This is a genomic window from Cryomorphaceae bacterium (assembly GCA_017798125.1).
In the GTDB taxonomy this organism is placed as follows: Bacteria; Bacteroidota; Bacteroidia; order Flavobacteriales; family ECT2AJA-044; genus ECT2AJA-044.
Window position 1 is genome coordinate 1,218,241 of the sequence record CP059070.1, and the last position, 19,754, is coordinate 1,237,994.

Genomic DNA, 19,754 nt, shown 5'->3' on the forward strand with positions numbered 1-19,754 from the left:
ATTAAAGGCCTATTGCCTCGAGGATATGTGGTCCGAAAACCATCAAGCCGATGATGGCTGAAGTGATCGACGCAATCAAGACTCCTCCAGCCGCCATGTCCTTTGCTCGACCTACGGATGGATCGTGCTCTGGATGAAGGTGGTCGAGGGTTTGCTCCAAGGATGAATTGAGCGCCTCAAGTCCGTTGACCAATCCAATGCACATCAACACGGCAATCCACTCGAATGTTTCGAGGTGAAAATACCATCCGCCCGTGAGGGCGATAATGGAAGCCGCCAAGTGAAAGCGTCCGTGACGCTCCCGTGTCCATAAATGCCAGAGTCCGCGGAATGCGGCTTGGAAAGATCGAATTTCCTTCATGATCAATCGGTCAAGATATCCCGGAGTAGTTCGATGGCACGGTCTACGGAAGGGACGTTCTGAAAACTCAAGGTAAGACGATTATTTCGCTCCTTCATGGTGACTGTTCTGAAGTTGTTCTTGAGGTAGTTCAGGATTTGTGTGAAGGTAGCACTCTGGTAGAACGGACTGCTTTGGTCGCTGATGAAGAAGCCAATCATCTTATTGGCCTTTAGGGTCAGTTTTTCGAAGCCGAGTTTGCGGCCGATCCAACGCAAACGGACACTGATCAGTAGATCGTGAACAGCTGGTGGGATTTCTCCGAAACGGTCGATCATGCCTTGCTCAAACTTGCGCAATTCCTCTTCGGTTTGCAGGTTGTTGAGCTGGCGATATAATGCGAGTCGTTCCGCAATATTGTTGACGTAGTCGTCCGGAATCAGAATTTCGAGATCCGTATCCAATAGGGTCTCCTCCGCCAAGAAATGCTTCATCTTGTCCTCTTCCTGTTTGTAGAGGTCTTTGAATTCTTCTTGCTTGAGTTCGTTCAAGGCTTCGCCCAAGATTTTTTGATACATCTCAAAGCCGATGTCTCCAATGAACCCACTTTGTTCGGCGCCCAGCAAATCACCAGCTCCGCGAATTTCCAGGTCGCGCATGGCGATGTTGAATCCACTGCCTAAGTCGCTAAACTGCTCCAGCGCTTTGAGGCGTTTTCGGGCCTCCTCGGTCATCGCGGAGTAGGGCGGAGCAATCATGTAGGCAAAGGCCTTTTTGTTCGATCGTCCTACACGGCCTCGCATTTGGTGGAGGTCGCTGAGCCCAAAGAAATTGGCGTTGTTGATGATGATGGTGTTGGCGTTGGAAATGTCGAGCCCGGATTCGATGATGGTCGTGGAAATGAGTACGTCGAATTCCCCTTCCATAAAGGCGAGCATGATTTTTTCGAGCTTGGCCCCTTCCATTTGTCCGTGGGCCACACCGATCTTGACATCGGGCAGTAGGCGCTGAATCATTCCCGCCACCTCGCTGATGTTTTCGATTCGATTGTGGACAAAGAACACCTGTCCACCGCGGCTGACTTCATAAGCCACAGCATCGCGAATCAATTCTTCGTTGAATCCGCGCACTTCAGTCTGTACAGGGTAGCGATTCGGCGGAGGCGTACTCAGCACGCTGAGGTCCCGTGCGCCCATAAGCGAAAACTGCATGGTCCGGGGAATAGGCGTGGCACTTAGAGTCAAGGTATCTACGTTGACGCGAATGGTCTTGAGTTTGTCCTTGACTCCAACACCGAATTTCTGTTCCTCGTCGATGACCAAGAGGCCCAGATCTTTCCACTTGACGTCTTTCCCGACTATCCGATGCGTACCGATGAGGATATCAACCTTGCCTTCTTCCAAGCGCTTCAAAGTCTCGCGTTGCTGCTTGGTGCTGCGGAAGCGGTTGATGTATTCGACCGTCACGGGGAAATCCTTCAATCGTTCCACGAAGGTCTTGTAGTGCTGGAAGGCCAGAACGGTAGTCGGTACTAGGATAGCGACCTGCTTACCGTTGTCCACGGCCTTAAAAGCGGCGCGTACGGCCAATTCGGTCTTACCAAATCCCACGTCCCCACAGACCAAGCGATCCATGGGCATTTCTTTTTGCATGTCCTCCTTGATCATCTCCGTAGCCTTCTCCTGATCGGGAGTGTCCTCGTAAATGAAGGAAGCTTCAAGTTCCAATTGTAAGTAGCTATCTGGACCGCAGGCAAAGCCCTTTTGCTCTTTCCGCTTGGCGTAGAGCTTGATGAGGTCGTAGGCGACCTTTTTGACCTTGGTCTTGGTCTTCGCCTTGGTCTTGGCCCAAGTTCCCGAACCCAGTTTGTGGATTTTGGGTGCGGTGCCTTCCTTACCGTTGTATTTGGAAATCTTGTGCAGGGAGTGGATGCTGATGTACAGGATGTCGTTGTCCTTGTAGATCAGCTTGATCGCCTCTTGCTGCTTGCCGTTGACATCGATTTTCTTCAGCCCGCCAAAGGTTCCGATTCCGTGGTCGATGTGGGTCACAAAATCCCCAACCTGCAGACTCGTCAACTCCTTTAAGGTGATCGCTTGCTTCTTCTCAAATCCCGTCTTGAGTCGAAACTTGTGGTAGCGATCAAAGATTTGATGATCCGTGTAGCAGACCATCTTGCGCTCGTGGTCGATGAACCCTTCGTGCAGGGTGTAGAGCACGGGCGTAAACTTCACTTCCGCATCAATGTCCTCGAAGATGTCGTGAAAGCGCTCCACTTGTTTGGCCGATGCACAAAGGATGAGGTTCTCATACCCCTGTTCGTCATACTTGTGCAGGCTTTCGGCGAGGAGCTCAAAATTTTTGTTGAAGGCGGGTTGCGGGACGCTCCCAAAGGCGAAGGCCTCATCGGCCCGATGCATGAAGCCCTGACCAAACTCCACCAAATCGAAGTCGTTCAACTCCTTCTTCCAGGCCTTCCGATTCAAGAACAGCTCCTCGGGCGTTCGATGACGAACACCACCGCTGAGCTCCTCAAAGACCTCTTGAGCTTTTTCAAAATTCTTTTCGAGTCGATCGCCCGCCAACTCCGCGTTCTTGGTCCAAATGACCGTCTCCTTGCTGAGATAGTGCAGAAAGCTCTCGCGCTGCTCCACCATGGTTTTGTCGCTCACATTCGGCACAATGGTAATGGCCTTAACGCGCTCTTCGCTGACCTGCGTTTCAATATCGAAGGATCGAATGCTGTCTACTTCGTCCCCGAAAAACTCAATGCGGTAGGGCATGTCGTTGCTGAAACTAAAGACATCGACGATTCCTCCTCGAATGCTGAACTGACCGGGGTCGGTCACAAAATCGACCCGCTCAAAATGGTATTCGTTTAGGGTCTCGTTGAGAAAGTCCGGACTGAGCAGGTCATTCTCCTTGACGCGCAAGGTGTTCTTGGAAAGCTCCTTTCGCGTAATCACCTTTTCAAAGAGCCCTTCGGGATAGGTGACTACAGCTGCCGCCTTACGGCGCGATGAAAGCCTGTTCAGCACTTCCGCCCGCAACAATACGTTCGCGTTTTCCGTCTCTTCAATTTGGTATGGGCGTCGATAACTCCCCGGGAAGAAGAGCACATCCCGTTCCCCCAAGATGCTTTGAATATCGTTCAAGAAATAAGCAGCCTCTTCCTTATCGTTCAAGACAAATAGATGGGGCACCGTGGAGTTCTTGAAAACGGAAGCGGCAATGATGGCCGGTAGGGATCCCGCCAGCTCTTTGAGATGTACGCGTTGTACTCCGGGCTCGTGGAGTTTTTCCGCGACCCGTTTGACCTGCAGGTCCTTTTCGTAAAGCTGCGTAAATTCTTGCTGGTTCATCGGCCTTTACTAAGTCAGCCGCGCATCAATTGTTCAACTTCGGACACCATTTTTGGTGATCCGACGTAGTAAGGGACACGTTGGTGAAGATCCGTAGGCACAATTTCCATGATGCGCTGTTCGCCATCCGAGGCATAACCTCCCGCTTGTTCGATCAAAAAGGCCAAGGGCGCGCACTCATACAAGAGGCGAAGTTTACCGTTTGGTGCCTTCTCCGTAGAAGGATACATATAGATTCCACCTTTCAAAAGATTCCGGTGAAAATCAGCCACCAAAGAGCCGATGTACCGGGCGCTGTATTGACGCTCCTTACACTTGTGCACATATTCTTGAACGCCTTGCGGCGCAGAAAACAAGTTTCCTTCATTGATGGAGTAAATGCTTCCATCTTGAGGCACCTGCATATTGGGATGCGACAGACAGAACTCACCGATGGACGGGTCCAAGGTAAAGCCATTCACGCCCCGACCGCTGGTGTACACGAGCATGGTGGAAGAACCGTAAATCACATACCCCGCTGCAACCTGTTCCGTCCCGGGCCGATAGAACTCGTCCACGGTCACTGGGCCTTCAAATTTTCTCCGGCGGAAGATGCTGAAGATGGTTCCAATGGAAACGTTGACATCGATGTTCGATGAGCCATCCAAGGGATCCATAGCGACGAGGTACTTGCCGTCATCGGCGATACCGTCCAGCACAACAATGTCCTCATCTTCTTCTGAGGCAATGGCTCGGCATTCCCCGCCATTCCGAAGAAGATCCATAAAGAGCGTATTGGCAAAGACGTCCAATTTTTGCTGGTCTTCCCCTTGGATGTTTCCACTCCCTGCAGCCCCGAGAATATCGACCAATCCGGCCTTATTGACCTCGCGGTTCACCACTTTCGCAGCAATGGTTATGTCTCCAAAAAGTCGGGTGAATTCGCCGGTCGCGTGTGGGAGCTCGGCCTGACGTTCAATAATGAATTCGCTCAGCGTTTGTACCGCCATGGTTGAGTTAGGCTTTGAAGCAAATATCGAAATAAATGGTTGAATCCAATGTGTACCTTTGTTTCGATATGAAGGATCACGAAATCAATATCCGTCAAGCCGTTCGATCGGATGTCCCCGCCATGCACGCCTTGGTCCGCGAGTTGGCCATCTACGAGAAGGCCGAAGAGCAGCATACCTTGAGCCTCGAGCAAATGGAGGAAGATGGTTTTGGGCCTGCGGCCCGATACGAGGCCTTCATCGCCGAACGATCCGGCGAGGTCCTCGGGATGGCCATGTACTACGCTCGCTATTCTTCGTGGAAGGGGAAGACCCTGCACCTCGAAGACATCGTCGTTCGCGAATCGGAACGCGGCGCCGGTATTGGAGCACTATTGTTCGAAGCGGTCCTCGACAAGGCCGCCGAGTGGGATGTGGGCCGAATGGAGTTTGAAGTCCTGGGCTGGAACGAACCGGCCAAGCGCTTTTACGGGCGCTATGGTATTACCGGCGATCCGGAGTGGGAATTGTGGAAGGTGATGAATGAAGAGCTGCGCGCTTGGGCGGCGAAAAGAAATGGAAATGAGGGTTCATAAATTCGGAGGAGCATCCATCAAAGACGCTGAAGGCGTTCGGCGAATCGCAGAAATCATAGGTACGTTTGACGACGATGCCTTGGTCATTGTTTCGGCCATGGGTAAAACCACGAATCTCTTGGAGAAGGTGGTAAAACAGCATTACATCGGGGAAACCGAAAAGTCCTTTGCTCTGCTTGCTGCGTGTAAGGAAAAGCACGCGGACATTATGAACGAGCTCTTTCCGGCCGATCATCCGGTGCACGATGAGGTCAACAACCTTTTCGTGGAATTGGAGTGGACCGTAGAGGATCCAGCCCGAGAGGAGTACGATTACAACTACGATCAAATCGTCAGCTATGGTGAGCTCATCAGCTCGCGGATTGTTTCGGCCTACTTGGATGACCAAAACTGGTCGCACGCCTGGCTGGACGCCCGTGATATCGTCAAAACCGACAATCGACACAGAGATGCTCGAATTGATTGGCCCTTGTGTCAGCAGCAGGCGAGTCGCTACATCAAAAGAGGACAGCGCTATTTGAGTCAAGGCTATATTGGGTGTACGAGTGAGAACTTCAATACGACCTTGGGCCGGGAGGGATCGGATTACAGCGCTGCTATTTTTGCTTACCTCCTAGATGCAAAAGAGGTGTGCATTTGGAAGGACGTTCCTGGACTTATGAACGCCGATCCTAATGAGTTTAAAGAATCCACCTTGCTGGAAGAAGTCTCATTTGCTGAGGCTATTGAGTTGGCTTTCTTTGGAGCGAAAGTGATTCACCCGAAGACGATTCAGCCACTGAAAGAAAAGAACATTCCGTTACGGGTGAAGTCGTTTATCGCGCCGCAGGCGCAGGGCTCCACCATTCAAAGCGGAAGCCGCCAGCATCCCGAGGTTCCGAGCTACATTGTCAAGCACGATCAAGTCTTGATCAACATTGCGGCGCGGGATTTGAGCTTTATCGCGGAACAACATATGAGCAGCATTTTTGCCGCTTTCGCTCAACATGGTTTTCGGGTCAATATGATGCAAAATAGTGCGGTGTCGTTCTCGGTAGTGACGGATGACGACGAGCTGAAATTGCCCAAATTGGTCAGTGAACTGGGTGCTCATTTTGAAGTTCAAGCCCAAGGCGGGTTAAGCCTTTACACAGTCCGGCATTATGCCGACAAATGGAAGCACCTGCTGGACGGCCGCAAGGTCTTGTTGGAGCAGCGCACTCCTGAAACCCTTCAACTCTTATTGAGCGAAGCATGAGTTTGGTCGATCCAGAAGAGTTCGCGCAGTTTACGCGTCTAAGTCAGCTGGGCTTGCCGCGCGTTGCAGAGCTCATCATGGAATTGCTCAAACTGGATAAGGTCAACGCTATTTACGATGAATTCAGCGACGCTCCGAGTGCGGTTGAATTTGCCGATGCAGTCTTGGAGAAGCTCGGCGTTGAGGTGGAAATCTCCGAGGAGGAACTCAAACGCATCCCCAAGACTGGTCCTTTCATTTCGGTTTCGAATCACCCTTTTGGCGGCATCGATGGAATTATCCTGATCAAAATATTGGCAGAACGTCGGCCCGATTTCAAGGTCATGGCCAACTTCTTGTTGCAGCGTATTCAGCCTTTGGCACCTAATTTCATCGGGGTGAATCCCTTTGAAAATGCGCGGGAGGCCAAGAGTAATTTGGGCGGATTACGGGAAGCGATGCAACACCTGCTCGAAGGGAAGCCCATGGGAATGTTTCCGGCAGGGGAGGTGAGTAGTTATAAGCTGCAGAAAGGATCCGTCACCGATCGGCGTTGGCAGCGACCCGCCCTCAAGATCATCCGGAAGGCCAAAGTGCCGGTCATCCCGATTTACTTCAAGGGGAGCAACAGCTTCATGTTTCACTTGCTGGGCATGTTGCATCCCGTTTTGCGGACTGCGAAACTGCCCTCAGAGGTGGTGGCCAAGAAGAACAAGAAAGTGGTTGTCCGAATTGGGCATGCCATCTCTGTAGATCAACAAGCCCAGTTCGAGAGTGTGGACCAATATGGTCGATTCTTGAGGATGAAGACCTATGCCTTGGGGAACGCCATGCGCGTGAATCGCTTTTTTCCCAAGGTGCGCCTCGTCCCGAAAAAAGGGGAGGAGATGAAGCCCGTGGTAGAGCCGTTGCCTTCTTCAGAAGTTCATGAAGAACTGAGCCTACTGCGTGATGAGTTTTTTGAGTTCTCTTTTAGAAGCTTTGAGCTCTTTTTTATTCCGGGAAATCGGATGCCGAAGCTCTTGCAGGAAATTGGTCGCTTGAGGGAACATACTTTTCGCGCCGTAGGCGAAGGAACGGGAAATGAAATAGACGTAGACGAGTTTGATTTGTACTACCGTCATTTGGTGCTGTGGGATAAGGATGCGCAAAAACTCGTGGGTGCGTACCGCGTTGGGATGGGAGCAGACATCATGAACCTATATGGCAAGCGCGGATTCTATTTTCAGTCCCTCTTCCGCTTGGATGATCCGGTCTTGCCGATGCTCCGGGAGACCATTGAATTGGGTCGCGCCTTTATTGTTGATGAATATCAAATGAAGCCCTATCCACTCTTTCTGTTGTGGAAAGGTCTGACGATTACGGCGCTCAAAAATCCACAGTATCGATACTTCATCGGCTGTGTGAGCATCAGCAACAACTTTTCGAAGTACAGCAAGTCCCTCATTATTGAGTTCATCAAGAAGAACTACTACGACTACGATATTGCCCAGTATGTGCATCCACGGAAACGCTTTCGGGTTCGCCTGAAAAAGGCCGATCGAATGCTTGTTGATCTCAGCGAAGATGATGTAAACCGCATCGATAAGCTGGTGGAGGAAATGGACCCCGGCAATATGCGCTTCCCCATCTTGCTCAAAAAGTACATCAAGCAGAATGCGCGCATTGTGGGCTTTAACGTCGATCCCAAATTCAACAACGCCTTGGATGGTCTGATGATACTAGACCTGTTGGATACACCGATGGAGACCCTCAATCAGGTCATTGAAGAGATCGGGGACGAAAAGATTATTGAGGCTTTTGTTCAGCGAAAGAAAGAGGAAGGAAAAGACTAGTGCCCTAAGGCGGCTACCTTTTCCACAATCACCTCGGCCAGTCGGCGATGACTTTCGTGGGTCCATCCGGCCACATGTGGGCTCAGGATGACCCGATCATCTTCAAGGAGCTCTTGCAGATCCTTCGGCACCGATGCCCGATCAAAGAGATTCGAAAAGCTGCTGCTTTCGTACTCGAGTACGTCCAAACACGCGCCCAAAACCTTGCCGCTGCGCAGTCCGCCAATCAGTGCTGCTGTATCTACGTTTTTTCCTCGCGCCGTGTTGACCAAGAAAAAAGGGCGGGCGCATTTTTCAATGAAGGTATCGTCTATGTAGTGGTGCGTTTCTTCGCTTTGGGGTAGATGCAAACTGATGATATCGGCTTCTTCTTGAAGCTGTTCTAGGCTCGATTCTCTGATGTGCGCTCCGTGTTCCTGCGGAACGAAATGCGTCTTGTATTTGTCGTGAGCCAGGACTTCTACTCCTAGGCTCGCCAATCTTTGCGCAAACCAAGAGCCCATATACCCGTATCCAATAATACCCACCGTTTTTCCCGCGAGCTCAAGCCCTCGATTGGCCTCTCTCTTCCACAAGCCATGACGAACTTCTGCATCTGCTTTGCGCAAGTTGTTAAACAGGGAGAGCAGCATCCCTAAGGCGTGCTCGGCTACAGCATTGCGATTGCCTTCCGGGGCATTCAAACAAGCGACTCCTTGAGATTCGGCAAAAGAAACGTCAATGTTCTCCATGCCGGCGCCGACTCGTCCAATCCAGCGGAGTTGGGTAGCCGCCTCCAGTAGCTTTTGATCTATAGTAATGCGCGAGCGTATGACAAGCCCATCGTATTCGGGAACGCGATCGAGTACCTCTTGATAGCTCAATTCATATCCTGGTTCGCAGGTATATCCCAATTGGTTCAAGCCCGCTACAAGCGCGTCGTGATTGTGGTCGATGAGCAGGACACGGCCCGCCATTAGAAGCCGAGGATTATTTTACCGATACCGAAGTAGATGCACAACCCAATCACATCGTTGGTGGTCGTGATAAAGGGTCCGGTAGCCAAGGCCGGATCGATGTTGTATTTATCCAAGGCCAAGGGTACAAAAGTCCCGAACAGTGCGGCGAAGATGATGACGGCGAAAAGGGCGATGCTGACGGTTGTGGCCAACATGATTTCCCAGCCGAGCAATTGGCTGATGCCGAATACAAGGACGGAAATGATGGCTCCGTTTAACAATCCAACGCCCAGCTCTTTGGCTAGTTTGTTTCCGATGGTACCTCGTTTAATGCTTTCATTGGCCAGTGATTGAACAATGATCGCTGCTGATTGGACGCCTACATTACCACCCATCGCGGCAATAAGGGGGATAAATAACCCCATGGTTCCATTTTCTTCTAGTGAGAAAAGGTCGAGCATTTGAGCAGCGACGACTCCACCGAACATCCCAACCAGGAGCCAAGGCAACCGTGCTCGAGTTAATCGAAACAGGTCATCGCTTTGCTCTACGCTTTCCGAGATACCGGAGGCCATTTGATAATCGCGTTCCGCTTCTTCCTTCATGACGTCCAGAACGTCATCTACGGTGATTCGACCCAAGAGTCGTCCAAGGTCATCCACAACGGGCAAGACAACGAGATCGTATTTTTGCATAATGCCGGCCACTTCTTCATCGTCGGTCGTGGCTTTTACGGAAATAACCGTGGGGTTGAAGATCTCTTTGACCTTGGTTTTTGTGCTATTGGTCAATAGTTTTTTGAGCGAGAGCGTTCCTTTCAGGCGATCGTCGTCATCTACCACGTAGACGGTGTGGACTTCTTCGACATCCTCAGCCTGACGTCTCATTTCTCGAACGCAGGTCATCACCGACCAATTCTCGTTGACCTTGATAAGCTCCTTAGCCATAAGACCACCGGCCGTGTCTTCTTCATAGGCCAGCAGGTCGACAATGGTCTTGGCTTGCTCAATGTCTTCGATCTCCTCGATCACCTTTTCCTTGACGTCTTCGTCAAGTTCAGCTACGAAATCGGCTGCATCATCGGAATCCAGATTGAAGAGGATCTCGTTGGCGATTACGTCAGGGCTGAGAAGGGAAACTGCGCGCTCGCGCGTCTCTTCCTCCAGCTCCATCAGAATATCTGCGGACTTTTCCTCGTCAAAAAGTTGGTAGAATTGTGCGGCCTGATCTTCGTTGAGCTCCTCCATGATTTCCGCTGCATCTGCGGGGTGGAGGGTTTCAAACTCCGCAACGAGCTCGGCGGTATTCCCCGTGGCTAGGCGCTCTTGAATGTGCTCAATGTATTCCTTAGTCAGTTCCACGGGATGCCTCTTGAAGCTGTTGCGTAAGTTCGATGAATTGCGCTACGGAAAGCTGTTCTGCGCGCTGATTCAGCACTTCCAGCTCTTTCGTAGGCCCGTCGAAAATAAGACTTTTCAAGGCATTTCTCAATGTTTTGCGCCGCTGGTTGAAGGCCATCTTGACCACGGACTTGAATAGGGATTCGTCGCAATCGAGCTTTTCCACATCGTTTCGGACCAGTCTAATGACCCCGCTATTCACCTTTGGGGGAGGGTTGAATGCTCCCGGTTTGACGGTAAATAGGTAGTCGATATCGTAGAAGGCCTGCAGAAGGACACTCAAGATACCATAGGTTTTACTCCCGGGCCCGGCTGCTACGCGTTCGGCAACTTCTTTTTGGAACATACCCACTACTTCGGGTACGTGGTTGCGCTGCTCGTATACTCGAAAAAGGATTTGAGAGCTGATGTTGTACGGGAAATTGCCGATGATGCCGCAGGGTACAGGCACGCTGGACGCGAGGTCTACCCTTAGGAAATTACCGAGGTAATGATCCCGAGGAAACTTCAGGTACTGGGCCTGTAAAAACTCGATGGATTCGGTATCGACCTCGCTGAGGTACAAGTCGATGTCTTCACGTTCCATGAGAAACTGGGTGAGTACCCCTGTACCCGGACCGATTTCCAGGACGGTGGAGTAGTCATCGGCCCGTAGGGCCATAGCAATCTTACGCGCCGTTTCAGGTTCCTTCAGGAAATGCTGTCCCAGATGTTTCTTTGCGCGAACCAATTACTTGTAGAGTTCTTGGATCTCGAGGAGGGTTCTGAAGGCCACGACTTTGTCTCCATAGCGGTCCAGCGTTTTTTGGCGGAGTCCGGGTCCTTCGTGCTGCTGGTATTGCTGGATGGCAATCATGTGGGGGGCCGTGTACTGAATGCTGTAGGTGGTCCCGCTTTCCTCCTGAACAAGGACTTTGGTGAAGCGCGCCTCCATAAAGTGGCCGGTGGCCATGACTTCAGGGATGTGCACTTCTCTCATCCATTGAAGCCAGTCTTCGTGGATGGAGTCGTCTACGTTGAGGGTTACGTTGTAAATGATCATAGGTCTTGATTATCGCCCCGCATTTCGCGGTAGCGTTTTCGGGCTTGGACGGTATAGCTGCTGCCGGGGTATTTGGTTAGCATGTCCCCGTACAATTCAAACGCTTTGTCTGGGTCGTTCAGCTGCACATCGTAAAGGCGTGCGAGGTTGTAGTAAGCATCATCGCCGAGTAAGTCAAAGCTGTAGCTGTCCACAATCTTCTGATAAGCCTCGGCAGCGGCCTCCCAATTTCGGAGCTCGTAGTAGATTTGAGCTCGCTTGTAAATGACTTCGTCAATGAGGGGATGTCCGCCGAAAGAGGTTTCAAGGTAGGTCAGTACGTTCAGAGCCATTTCATACTGCTGCTGATAGGCCAATAGCTCGGCCCGCGCGTAGGTTTCAAGGGCTTCGCTGGTCGTGTCCAAATTGAGGTTGTCTGAGATCAAGAGCGATAAATTCATAGCGTCGTTGGCGATCAGCTTCGAAGTACTGGCCTTCAACACATCGAGCTGCGCTTGTGCCCACTGGAAGTCGCCTTGATAGTAGCTGATCCGCGCACGACGGAACTTGGCTTCTTGTCCAATAATGTCCTCTTTGAAGTCTTTTTCGACCTGCCCGTAAAGTAGAATGGCATCCCATTCTTGATTCTTCAGCAATAGGATGTCCGCAAGCTCCAGTTTCACCTCGGCAATATCAAACGGCCGGGCGTTGGTATATTCTAAGGCTTCTTCTAAGATGCTCTGTGCTCCATCTACGTTCTTCAGAAAGAAGGCCTCAAGGTGGGCGAGGTCTCGGAGCAGAGCTACGGTGTATTCACTTGCGCCAAATTCCTCGATCGTTGAGGTATAGGCCGCTTTGAGTTCAAGAACGTCCTCCTCAGTGTATTGGTTGTCTTGGTCCAATCGCGTTTGATAGACCCGGAGCAAGCCGATTTGAGCTACCTCATAAAATGGGCCGTCTTCACCCACGTCTTCGACAATGTAGAGGTAACAATCAATGGCCTCGTCATAGGCTCCATTAGTTTCGCAGACTTGAGCTAGTTGATACACTTCCGACTGGTTGCCTTTGAGTCGTTTGTCGAGGGCTATTCCTTGCCGAGCGGCGCTGCCGAAGTTCTTTTCTTGTACGTAAACCCAGGAAAGCAGATCACTGTACTCCGGTTGTCCCGTTTGTTGAATTTTTTGAATCAGAGCCTCTTTGAGCATGATGTTGTTTTCATTCTCGGGATCGTCAGAGACGCTTCTACTCAGCATATTTCGAACGGAGCTGAGGTAATTTGGGTTTTCATCAATCATGTTGAGGTACTCCCCGTACATCAAGTCAATCCTTCCCATGGCAGAATAGATGTCGGCAATTTGATAGTGCAAATTGGACTTGGGATTGTTGGCTTGGGCGATGCGGTACATGGCTAAAGCTTCTTCAAATCGTCGGAGGTCCTTGTATCGTTGGGCAATGGACAATGCCTGGTTCGGCCTATCCTTGACGCCTTTTTCGATTTCTGCCCAAACCTTGTCCGCTTTTTTCTGGTCGCCGCTGGCCTCCAGTGCAACCGCCTGATCTACATTAAATCGAAGCTGATTGGCTCGTTTCGCAAATTCTTTAGCCAGTTTGGCAGCTTCATTAAATTCTTCACGAGCCATGTAGACGCCATACAACGACTGATAGGTGTTTCCATTTTTCTGAATGGAATAGGCTTCTTCAAAGAGGGTTTGCGCTTTGGCATAGTCGCCCAACTCTAGGTATTGCTCACCAAGGGACCGCTTTTCCTTCCAGCCTTGTCCCAGAGCAACTTGGGAAATCCCAAGGAAGAGTACGATGTAAAAGAGTCTTTTCATATGCGTTCTTCAACCTGCGGTTGGATGTGATAATAACGTCTCAGGGCAACTTCGAGTATATACCTCAGCGTATCGGCCCGTTCCAGCATTTCCTGAATATGGGCTTCTTCTGCATCGAGGAATTCGTCAACCTCGGCTGGTTTAATTTTTCCTTGCCCAACGTCCGCCTGGAGACCGCTCAGCTGACGTTTTGAATAGTCAATTTGTTCGTTGAGCTGTCCGAGTTGAGCAGGGAGTTGTTGAAGCTCCTGATGACTACGTTGATACAAGGGCAAAACCTCGACCAAGAAGAGGGTGTCCGTGGTGTCCGTGTACGCTGCTCTCAAAGCCTCTAGACTAGTGCCCATACGGCCGACAATCCATTGAAGGCTGTCAATGGGTACCGTTTCAATAGAACCTTCCAAGAAGTACAGCGTCGAATCCAATTCAATGTGCCGAGCACTTTGCTCTTCGGTGAAGGTAAATTGACACGACGTCCAGGCCATCGCGCTGATTGTCGCGAGTAAAAGGGACCAAAGGAAACGTCGAACACTAGGCATTACGAAATAGAGTCACTGCCGAAATAGGGAACCAAAGCTTCCGGAATACGAATACCATCTTCCGTTTGGTTGTTTTCCAGCAATGAAGCTAAGATACGAGGTAATGCCAATGCGCTACCATTTAGGGTATGTGCAATTTGTGGTTTGTTGTTTTCGTCTCTGTATCGAAGCTTCAAGCGACGTGCTTGGAAGGTCTCAAAATTTGAGACAGAGCTCACTTCTAGCCAACGCTCCTGTGCAGCACTCCAAACTTCAAAGTCATAGGTCAAGGCGCTTGTGAAGCCTAAGTCTCCTCCGCAAAGGCGAAGAATCCGGTAGGGGAGTTCCAACTCCTTTAGTAAGCTTTCAACATGAGCCACCATTTCGTCCAATGCTGCGTAGCTCCGCTCGGGATGCTGCACTTGAACGATTTCTACCTTGTCAAACTGGTGAAGGCGATTCAAGCCTCGCACGTCTTTTCCGTAGCTTCCTGCCTCTCGTCGAAAACAAGCACTGTATGCGGTCAACTTCTGAGGAAGTTGATCAGCTGCAAGAATTTCATCTCTGTAGATATTCGTAACAGGTACTTCTGCCGTAGGGATCAAGTACAAATCGTCGGTCTGCGCATGATACATTTGGCCTTCCTTGTCCGGCAATTGGCCTGTTCCAAAACCGCTGGCTGCATTGACGACTAATGGCGGTTGAATTTCTGTATACCCTGCACCCGTATTTCGGCTCAGGAAGAACTGAACCAGCGCACGTTGAAGCTTTGCTCCTGCTCCCTTGTATACAGGAAAACCCGCTCCCGTGATTTTTACGCCCAATTCGAAGTCAATCAAATCGTATTTGTCCGCCAATTCCCAGTGAGGTTGAGCTTGGTCGCCTAATTCGGGTTTCTCACCTCCACCGCGAACCACCTCATTGTCTGCATCGCTATTCCCGGCCGGAACCAATTCATTAGGAACATTAGGTACTTGGGCCAATAGGTCGAAGAGCACCCCGTCCACGGCAGCCATTTGGTCTTGTAGAGCTTTAGAGCGATCCTTGAGTTCGGCAGTTTCCGCTTTTTTGGCTTCTGCTTCCTCTCGTTTCCCTTCCTTAAATAGACCACCGATCTCTTTTGAAATTCGGTTCATGGCCGCAAGCGTCTCGTCAAGTTCTGTTTGCGTTTGACGACGCTCGTCGTCTTTGGCGATGATCTCATCCAAGATTTCGGGTTGGGCAAAATTGCGCTTGGCCAATCCAGCCAAAACGACTTCTTTTTCTTCGCGAATTCGGGCTACATGTAACATGCCTCAAAGATAAAAAAGGCCGACATCCATGAGGAGTCGGCCTTGTGAAAAAATATGCGTTCTACGTATTAGTTCGCCTCCTCAGCTGGGATAACGCTAACGTAGGATTTGTCTCCTTTACGACGCTGGAATGCCACTTTACCATCGGTAAGAGCAAACAAGGTGTGGTCTTTACCCATACCTACGTTCTCACCTGGATAGTGCTGCGTTCCGCGTTGACGTACAATAATATTACCAGCGATGGCATCCTGACCACCGAAGATTTTGACCCCAAGTCGTTTACTTTCCGACTCGCGGCCGTTCTTAGAACTACCTACTCCTTTCTTATGTGCCATGACAAAGAGTTTTTACGGATTATTCAGCGGCTGCTTCTGTAGCTGCCTCTTCCGTTTTGGGTTCAACTTCTTTTTTCGGTGCCGCTTTTTTCTTCGCTGGAGCTTTGGCGGTAATGCCAGAAATTTCCAATGAAGTCAAATACTGACGGTGACCGTTTTTCTTACGGTAACCTTTGCGACGCTTCTTTTTGAAGACGATCACTTTGTCGCCTTTCAAGTGCTCGAGCACTTTAGCCGTTACTTTGGCTCCTTTTATAGCGGGGGCGCCAACAGTTACTTTACCCTTGTCTTCGATCAACAATACATTGTCGAAAGTGACCTTGTCGCCTTCTTTGGCTTCCAAGCGGTTAACGTAAATCTGCTGATCTTTCTCAACCTTGAATTGATGCCCTGCTATCTCTACAACTGCGTACATCGCTATGAATTAACTGGTTAAACGAAAAATCATTTCCCGATTTCGGGACGGCAAAGATAAGAAAGAATTCCTTTTTAACACTGGAATCCAGGGTATAAGTTGGATTGTATTCGACTTATTGACCAATGTTGCAGACAAAAGGATTCTAAATCGGAGGGAAAACCGCGCCAGTGCACGACTTTGGTACGTTCACAATCCTTATATTGCGAATCCTTTGTAAAGACAGTTAATCTGCTCAAATCAAATCTTATCCATTTTATGAAACAGAAACTCCTATTGCTGCTGGGTCTGGTCGTTATGACAACACCTGCAATGGCTCAGCGCGAGATTGAGTTCGAGGAATTCGATCTCGACAACGGATTACACGTGATCCTTCACGAGGATCATTCTACACCTATCGTGGCCGTAACGGTTTTGTATCACGTAGGTTCGAAAAACGAAGTGGAAGGCCGAACCGGTTTTGCCCACTTCTTTGAACACCTCTTGTTCGAAGGTTCAGAGAATATCGCTCGCGGAGAATATTCTGAAATTGTCCAGGCCAACGGCGGTGTACTTAATGCAAATACCACCCAGGATCGTACGTTTTATTACGAAATCCTACCTTCCAATCAATTGGAATTGGGCTTGTGGTTGGAAAGTGAGCGTATGCTTCACGCCAACATTGATCAAGAAGGGGTGGATACGCAACGCGAGGTCGTTAAAGAAGAAAAGCGTCAGCGTATCGATAACCAACCCTACGCCAGCTTCTCAGCAGAAATGTTTGAGCGCGCGTTTACGGAGCACCCGTACAACTGGACGCCCATTGGCTCATTGGATGATTTAAATGCGGCCAAGTTGGACGAGTTCATGGATTTTTATGACGTATTCTACGTTCCCAACAACGCTACACTTTCCATTGCTGGGGATATTGATCCAGATCAAGCTAAGGAGTGGATCAACAAGTACTTTGCTACAATCCCTGCAGGAACCCAGGAGATTCCTCGTCCAAATATTCAAGAACCACCATTGGGTGGCGAGATCGTGGACACCGTGTACGACAATATTCAAATTCCAGCTGTATTTATGGGCTACCGCATGCCTGGTGAAACCAGCGCGGACGCTTATGCTATGAGCATGCTGACCAATGTGTTGACTGGTGGAGAAAGTGCCCGTCTGCCCAAACGTCTGGTGGATGAAGAAGAAAAAGCTCTTCAGGTGTTTGCTTTCCCATACACTTTGGAAGATGAGGGAATTTTCATCGTTCTGGGATTGCCGCAGATTGGCAAGTCTTTGGACACCTTGGCCATGGGCTTGGACGAAGAGATCGAAAAAGTGAAAAGCGAGTTGATTTCAGAGCGCGAACTTGAGAAAGTACGCAACCAGGTTCGTTCACAGTTCATTCAGAGCAACTCAAGCATGTCGGGTATCGCCGAAAGTTTGGCCAACTATCACGTGTACTACGGGGATGCGAACTTGATCAACAACGAGATTGATCGATACATGAATGTTACCCGCGAGGATATCCAACGCGTGGCTCAACAGTATTTGAATACGGACAATCGGGTGAAATTGATCTACCTGCCTAAAGATCAAGAACAAGCATCAGCTGAATAAGAAAATCATGAAAAAGCTAAGTATTCTATTCGTTGCGCTGATCGCTGCGATTGGCCTCGAAGCACAAGAATTAGATCGATCTATTCGTCCGACGGCTCAGCCGGCACCTGAATTGAACATAGGTGAGTACGAAGTCATTGAAATGAAGAACGGACTGAAGGTATTTGTCGTTCAAAACGACCGTTTACCTCGGGTTACCTTCCGTTTGGTTTTGGACCGAGATCCAATTCTCGAAGGAGACAAGTCCGGATATGTGGGTATGGCCGGGTCCATGATGGACCGTGGAACAACCACGCGCACAAAAGCTGAGATCGATGAAGAAATCGATTTTCTCGGTGCTTCTTTGAGCACCTCTTCAACAGGTGTTTTCGGGAATTGTCTTTCTGCTCAAACAGAGGAGTTCTTTGAAATCTATGCGGATGTCTTGTTGAACCCAAGTTTTCCCGAAGAGGAATTTGAGAAGCTCAAAAAGGAGAATTTAGACGGATTGGAATTCGCTAAGGACAATCCGGACGCCATCAGTGCTCAGGTATGGAACCGCCTAATGTACGGTGCTCAGCACCCTTACGGTGATATCGAGCGCAAAGAAACCGTTGAGGCCATCACTTTAGAGGATTGCAAGGAGTATTATGATACCTACTACCGTCCGAATATTGCTTATTTGGCGATCGTAGGAGACATCTCTAAAGGAAAGGCTAAGAAATTGGTGAAGAAATACCTGAGCGATTGGGAAGCGGCAGACGTACCTACGTTTGAATACATCTCGCCATCCAATCCTGCAGAAATGAAGCTAGCCGTGGTAAACCGCGACGAAAGCGTTCAGTCCATTGTCCAGATTGGAAACTTGATTGATCTAGAGCCAGGTCATCCAGACATCGTAAAGGTGTCCTTGATGAACCAAGTACTTGGTGGTGGATCACAAGGTCGCTTGTACAAGAATATTCGTGAAGACAAAGGATATACTTATGGTGCCTACTCTTCCTACAGTACCGATGAATTGGTGGGTGAGTTTAGCGCGAGTGCCAGTGTTCGTAATGAAGTTACGGACAGCGCATTGGCTCAGTTCTTTTACGAATTGAACCGTATTCGCACGGAGCCCGTAGACGAGGCTGATCTTCAGAAAGCAAAGAACTATAAGAACGGAACCTTTGCCCTGAGTTTAGAGAATCCCAATACAGTGGCGAATTTCGCGCTGAATACAGCACGTTACGGACTTCCTGAGGATTACTATGCAACCTATTTGCAGCGTATGTCTGCGGTAACGGTAGAGGACGTTCAGGCCATGGCTCAGGAGCACATCAAGCCCGAAAATGCAACTGTACTTATTGTGGGTAAGGGCGATGAAATTATGGGCGGCTTGTCTGCGATGGGAACCATTGAGTGGTTTGATATCTACGGAGAGCCTACTACAGAGCCTAGCATCCCAATTCCGGCAGGTGTTACTGCGGAGACAGTAATCGAAGACTACTTGGCGGCCATCGGTGGACGCGAGAAGCTTTCTGAAATTACTGAGGCGGAAATCAAGATGGAAATCTCAATGCAAGGCATGCGTCTTCAAATGGATCAGAAATACTCTGAGCCGGATAAAATGGCGCAAGATATGTCCATGGGATCCATGGCGATCTTCAGCATGCGCTTGAACGGAGATGAAGCGAAAATGACCCAGCAAGGTCAGGATATCCCAATGGGCGAGGAGGAAATTGCAGACCTCAAACGAGATGCTTTGATCTTCCCAGAATTGCACTACGAGGAGATGGGTGTTCAAGCAGAGCTCTCGGCCATCAAGCGCGTGAACGGTGCAGCGGCCTATGAAATGGTGCTTACCATGCCGAATGGGGATGAAAAACGCGAGTACTACGATGTTGAGTCAGGATACAAAGTGCGTTCTTCTGTAGAGGCTGAAGGTCCAGAAGGTCCTATCGTTCAGTCAACGGACTACGCCGATTATCAAGACTTTGATGGTGTGATGTACCCGGGTAAAGTGAGCATTCCATTGGGCCCGCAAAAACTTGATGCGTTCACGAAAGAAGTCAACTTTGCTCCAAAATTCGAATCAGGAGCCTTTGATGTGAAGTAATTTAATAAGCGCC

17 protein-coding genes are annotated in these 19,754 nt (G+C 49.8%); 5 read left to right on the forward strand and 12 right to left on the reverse strand.

Annotation, left to right across the window (positions count from 1 at the left end):
• Position 1: 1 nt before the first annotated feature.
• The 3 genes from HZ996_05110 to fbp are packed head-to-tail and all read right to left on the reverse strand — an operon-like array spanning position 2 to position 4,691.
• Positions 2-361, reverse strand: a complete 360-nt coding sequence (locus HZ996_05110) for a diacylglycerol kinase family protein (GenBank protein QTN38551.1) — start codon at positions 359-361, stop codon at positions 2-4.
• 2 nt (positions 362-363) lie between these two features.
• Entirely contained in the window at positions 364-3,702 is a 3,339-nt protein-coding gene (gene mfd, locus HZ996_05115; protein ID QTN38552.1) for a transcription-repair coupling factor, read from the reverse strand.
• A gap of 14 nt (positions 3,703-3,716) precedes the next feature.
• Positions 3,717-4,691, reverse strand: a complete 975-nt coding sequence (gene fbp / locus HZ996_05120; protein ID QTN38553.1) for a class 1 fructose-bisphosphatase — start codon at positions 4,689-4,691, stop codon at positions 3,717-3,719.
• A 68-nt stretch (positions 4,692-4,759) separates the two neighbouring features.
• Here fbp and HZ996_05125 point away from each other — a divergent pair, with 68 nt between their 5' ends.
• From HZ996_05125 to HZ996_05135, 3 genes are read left to right on the forward strand one after another with little or no spacing between them, the layout of a single operon-like run.
• Positions 4,760-5,266, forward strand: coding sequence for a GNAT family N-acetyltransferase (locus tag HZ996_05125; GenBank protein QTN38554.1), 507 nt, complete (start codon positions 4,760-4,762; stop codon positions 5,264-5,266).
• Complete coding sequence (locus HZ996_05130) at positions 5,253-6,503, forward strand: aspartate kinase (protein ID QTN38555.1); 1,251 nt, start codon at positions 5,253-5,255, stop codon at positions 6,501-6,503. The genes HZ996_05125 and HZ996_05130 overlap by 14 nt, the downstream gene beginning before the upstream one ends.
• On the forward strand, positions 6,500-8,317 hold the full coding sequence (locus tag HZ996_05135) for a lysophospholipid acyltransferase family protein (protein QTN38556.1): 1,818 nt from the start codon (positions 6,500-6,502) through the stop codon (positions 8,315-8,317). The genes HZ996_05130 and HZ996_05135 overlap by 4 nt, the downstream gene beginning before the upstream one ends.
• On the opposite strand, the gene HZ996_05140 is transcribed toward HZ996_05135, so the two are convergent.
• The 9 genes from HZ996_05140 to rplU form a co-directional block, all read right to left on the reverse strand.
• Positions 8,314-9,273 (reverse strand): hydroxyacid dehydrogenase, encoded by a 960-nt coding sequence (locus HZ996_05140; GenBank protein QTN38557.1) that lies wholly within the window; start codon positions 9,271-9,273, stop codon positions 8,314-8,316. The two genes, HZ996_05135 and HZ996_05140, sit on opposite strands and share 4 nt — an antisense overlap.
• Complete coding sequence (gene mgtE / locus HZ996_05145) at positions 9,273-10,616, reverse strand: magnesium transporter (protein QTN38558.1); 1,344 nt, start codon at positions 10,614-10,616, stop codon at positions 9,273-9,275. Before mgtE ends, HZ996_05140 begins: the two co-directional genes overlap by 1 nt.
• Entirely contained in the window at positions 10,603-11,385 is a 783-nt protein-coding gene (gene rsmA, locus HZ996_05150; protein QTN38559.1) for a 16S rRNA (adenine(1518)-N(6)/adenine(1519)-N(6))-dimethyltransferase RsmA, read from the reverse strand. Before rsmA ends, mgtE begins: the two co-directional genes overlap by 14 nt.
• Entirely contained in the window at positions 11,386-11,697 is a 312-nt protein-coding gene (locus HZ996_05155) for a DUF4286 family protein (GenBank protein ID QTN38560.1), read from the reverse strand.
• Entirely contained in the window at positions 11,694-13,511 is a 1,818-nt protein-coding gene (locus HZ996_05160) for a tetratricopeptide repeat protein (GenBank protein QTN38561.1), read from the reverse strand. The genes HZ996_05155 and HZ996_05160 overlap by 4 nt, the downstream gene beginning before the upstream one ends.
• Positions 13,508-13,996, reverse strand: coding sequence for a hypothetical protein (locus tag HZ996_05165; protein ID QTN38562.1), 489 nt, complete (start codon positions 13,994-13,996; stop codon positions 13,508-13,510). The genes HZ996_05160 and HZ996_05165 overlap by 4 nt, the downstream gene beginning before the upstream one ends.
• A 53-nt stretch (positions 13,997-14,049) precedes the next feature.
• Positions 14,050-15,321 (reverse strand): serine--tRNA ligase, encoded by a 1,272-nt coding sequence (gene serS, locus HZ996_05170; protein QTN38563.1) that lies wholly within the window; start codon positions 15,319-15,321, stop codon positions 14,050-14,052.
• 68 nt (positions 15,322-15,389) lie between these two features.
• On the reverse strand, positions 15,390-15,656 hold the full coding sequence (gene rpmA, locus HZ996_05175; GenBank protein ID QTN38564.1) for a 50S ribosomal protein L27: 267 nt from the start codon (positions 15,654-15,656) through the stop codon (positions 15,390-15,392).
• 19 nt (positions 15,657-15,675) lie between these two features.
• Positions 15,676-16,071 (reverse strand): 50S ribosomal protein L21, encoded by a 396-nt coding sequence (gene rplU / locus HZ996_05180; GenBank protein QTN38565.1) that lies wholly within the window; start codon positions 16,069-16,071, stop codon positions 15,676-15,678.
• Positions 16,072-16,329: 258 nt separating this feature from the next.
• On the opposite strand from rplU, the gene HZ996_05185 reads away from it, so the two are divergent.
• Positions 16,330-17,664, forward strand: a complete 1,335-nt coding sequence (locus HZ996_05185; GenBank protein ID QTN38566.1) for an insulinase family protein — start codon at positions 16,330-16,332, stop codon at positions 17,662-17,664.
• Between the two features lie 7 nt (positions 17,665-17,671).
• Positions 17,672-19,741, forward strand: a complete 2,070-nt coding sequence (locus tag HZ996_05190; GenBank protein QTN38567.1) for an insulinase family protein — start codon at positions 17,672-17,674, stop codon at positions 19,739-19,741.
• Positions 19,742-19,754: the final 13 nt, after the last annotated feature.

Excerpts from the sequence above, each read along its gene's own strand:
- HZ996_05135 (QTN38556.1), top strand. The coding sequence starts at position 6,500 with ATGAGTTTGGTCGATCCAGAAGAGTTCGCGCAGTTTACGCGTCTAAGT.
- HZ996_05125 (QTN38554.1), top strand. The coding sequence starts at position 4,760 with ATGAAGGATCACGAAATCAATATCCGTCAAGCCGTTCGATCGGATGTC.
- HZ996_05165 (QTN38562.1), bottom strand. The coding sequence starts at position 13,996 with ATGGCCTGGACGTCGTGTCAATTTACCTTCACCGAAGAGCAAAGTGCT.
- HZ996_05110 (QTN38551.1), bottom strand. The coding sequence starts at position 361 with ATGAAGGAAATTCGATCTTTCCAAGCCGCATTCCGCGGACTCTGGCAT.
- mfd (QTN38552.1), bottom strand. The coding sequence starts at position 3,702 with ATGAACCAGCAAGAATTTACGCAGCTTTACGAAAAGGACCTGCAGGTC.
- fbp (QTN38553.1), bottom strand. The coding sequence starts at position 4,691 with ATGGCGGTACAAACGCTGAGCGAATTCATTATTGAACGTCAGGCCGAG.
- HZ996_05185 (QTN38566.1), top strand. The coding sequence starts at position 16,330 with ATGAAACAGAAACTCCTATTGCTGCTGGGTCTGGTCGTTATGACAACA.
- rplU (QTN38565.1), bottom strand. The coding sequence starts at position 16,071 with ATGTACGCAGTTGTAGAGATAGCAGGGCATCAATTCAAGGTTGAGAAA.
- HZ996_05155 (QTN38560.1), bottom strand. The coding sequence starts at position 11,697 with ATGATCATTTACAACGTAACCCTCAACGTAGACGACTCCATCCACGAA.
- HZ996_05190 (QTN38567.1), top strand. The coding sequence starts at position 17,672 with ATGAAAAAGCTAAGTATTCTATTCGTTGCGCTGATCGCTGCGATTGGC.
- HZ996_05140 (QTN38557.1), bottom strand. The coding sequence starts at position 9,273 with ATGGCGGGCCGTGTCCTGCTCATCGACCACAATCACGACGCGCTTGTA.
- HZ996_05130 (QTN38555.1), top strand. The coding sequence starts at position 5,253 with ATGAGGGTTCATAAATTCGGAGGAGCATCCATCAAAGACGCTGAAGGC.
- rpmA (QTN38564.1), bottom strand. The coding sequence starts at position 15,656 with ATGGCACATAAGAAAGGAGTAGGTAGTTCTAAGAACGGCCGCGAGTCG.
- HZ996_05160 (QTN38561.1), bottom strand. The coding sequence starts at position 13,511 with ATGAAAAGACTCTTTTACATCGTACTCTTCCTTGGGATTTCCCAAGTT.
- serS (QTN38563.1), bottom strand. The coding sequence starts at position 15,321 with ATGTTACATGTAGCCCGAATTCGCGAAGAAAAAGAAGTCGTTTTGGCT.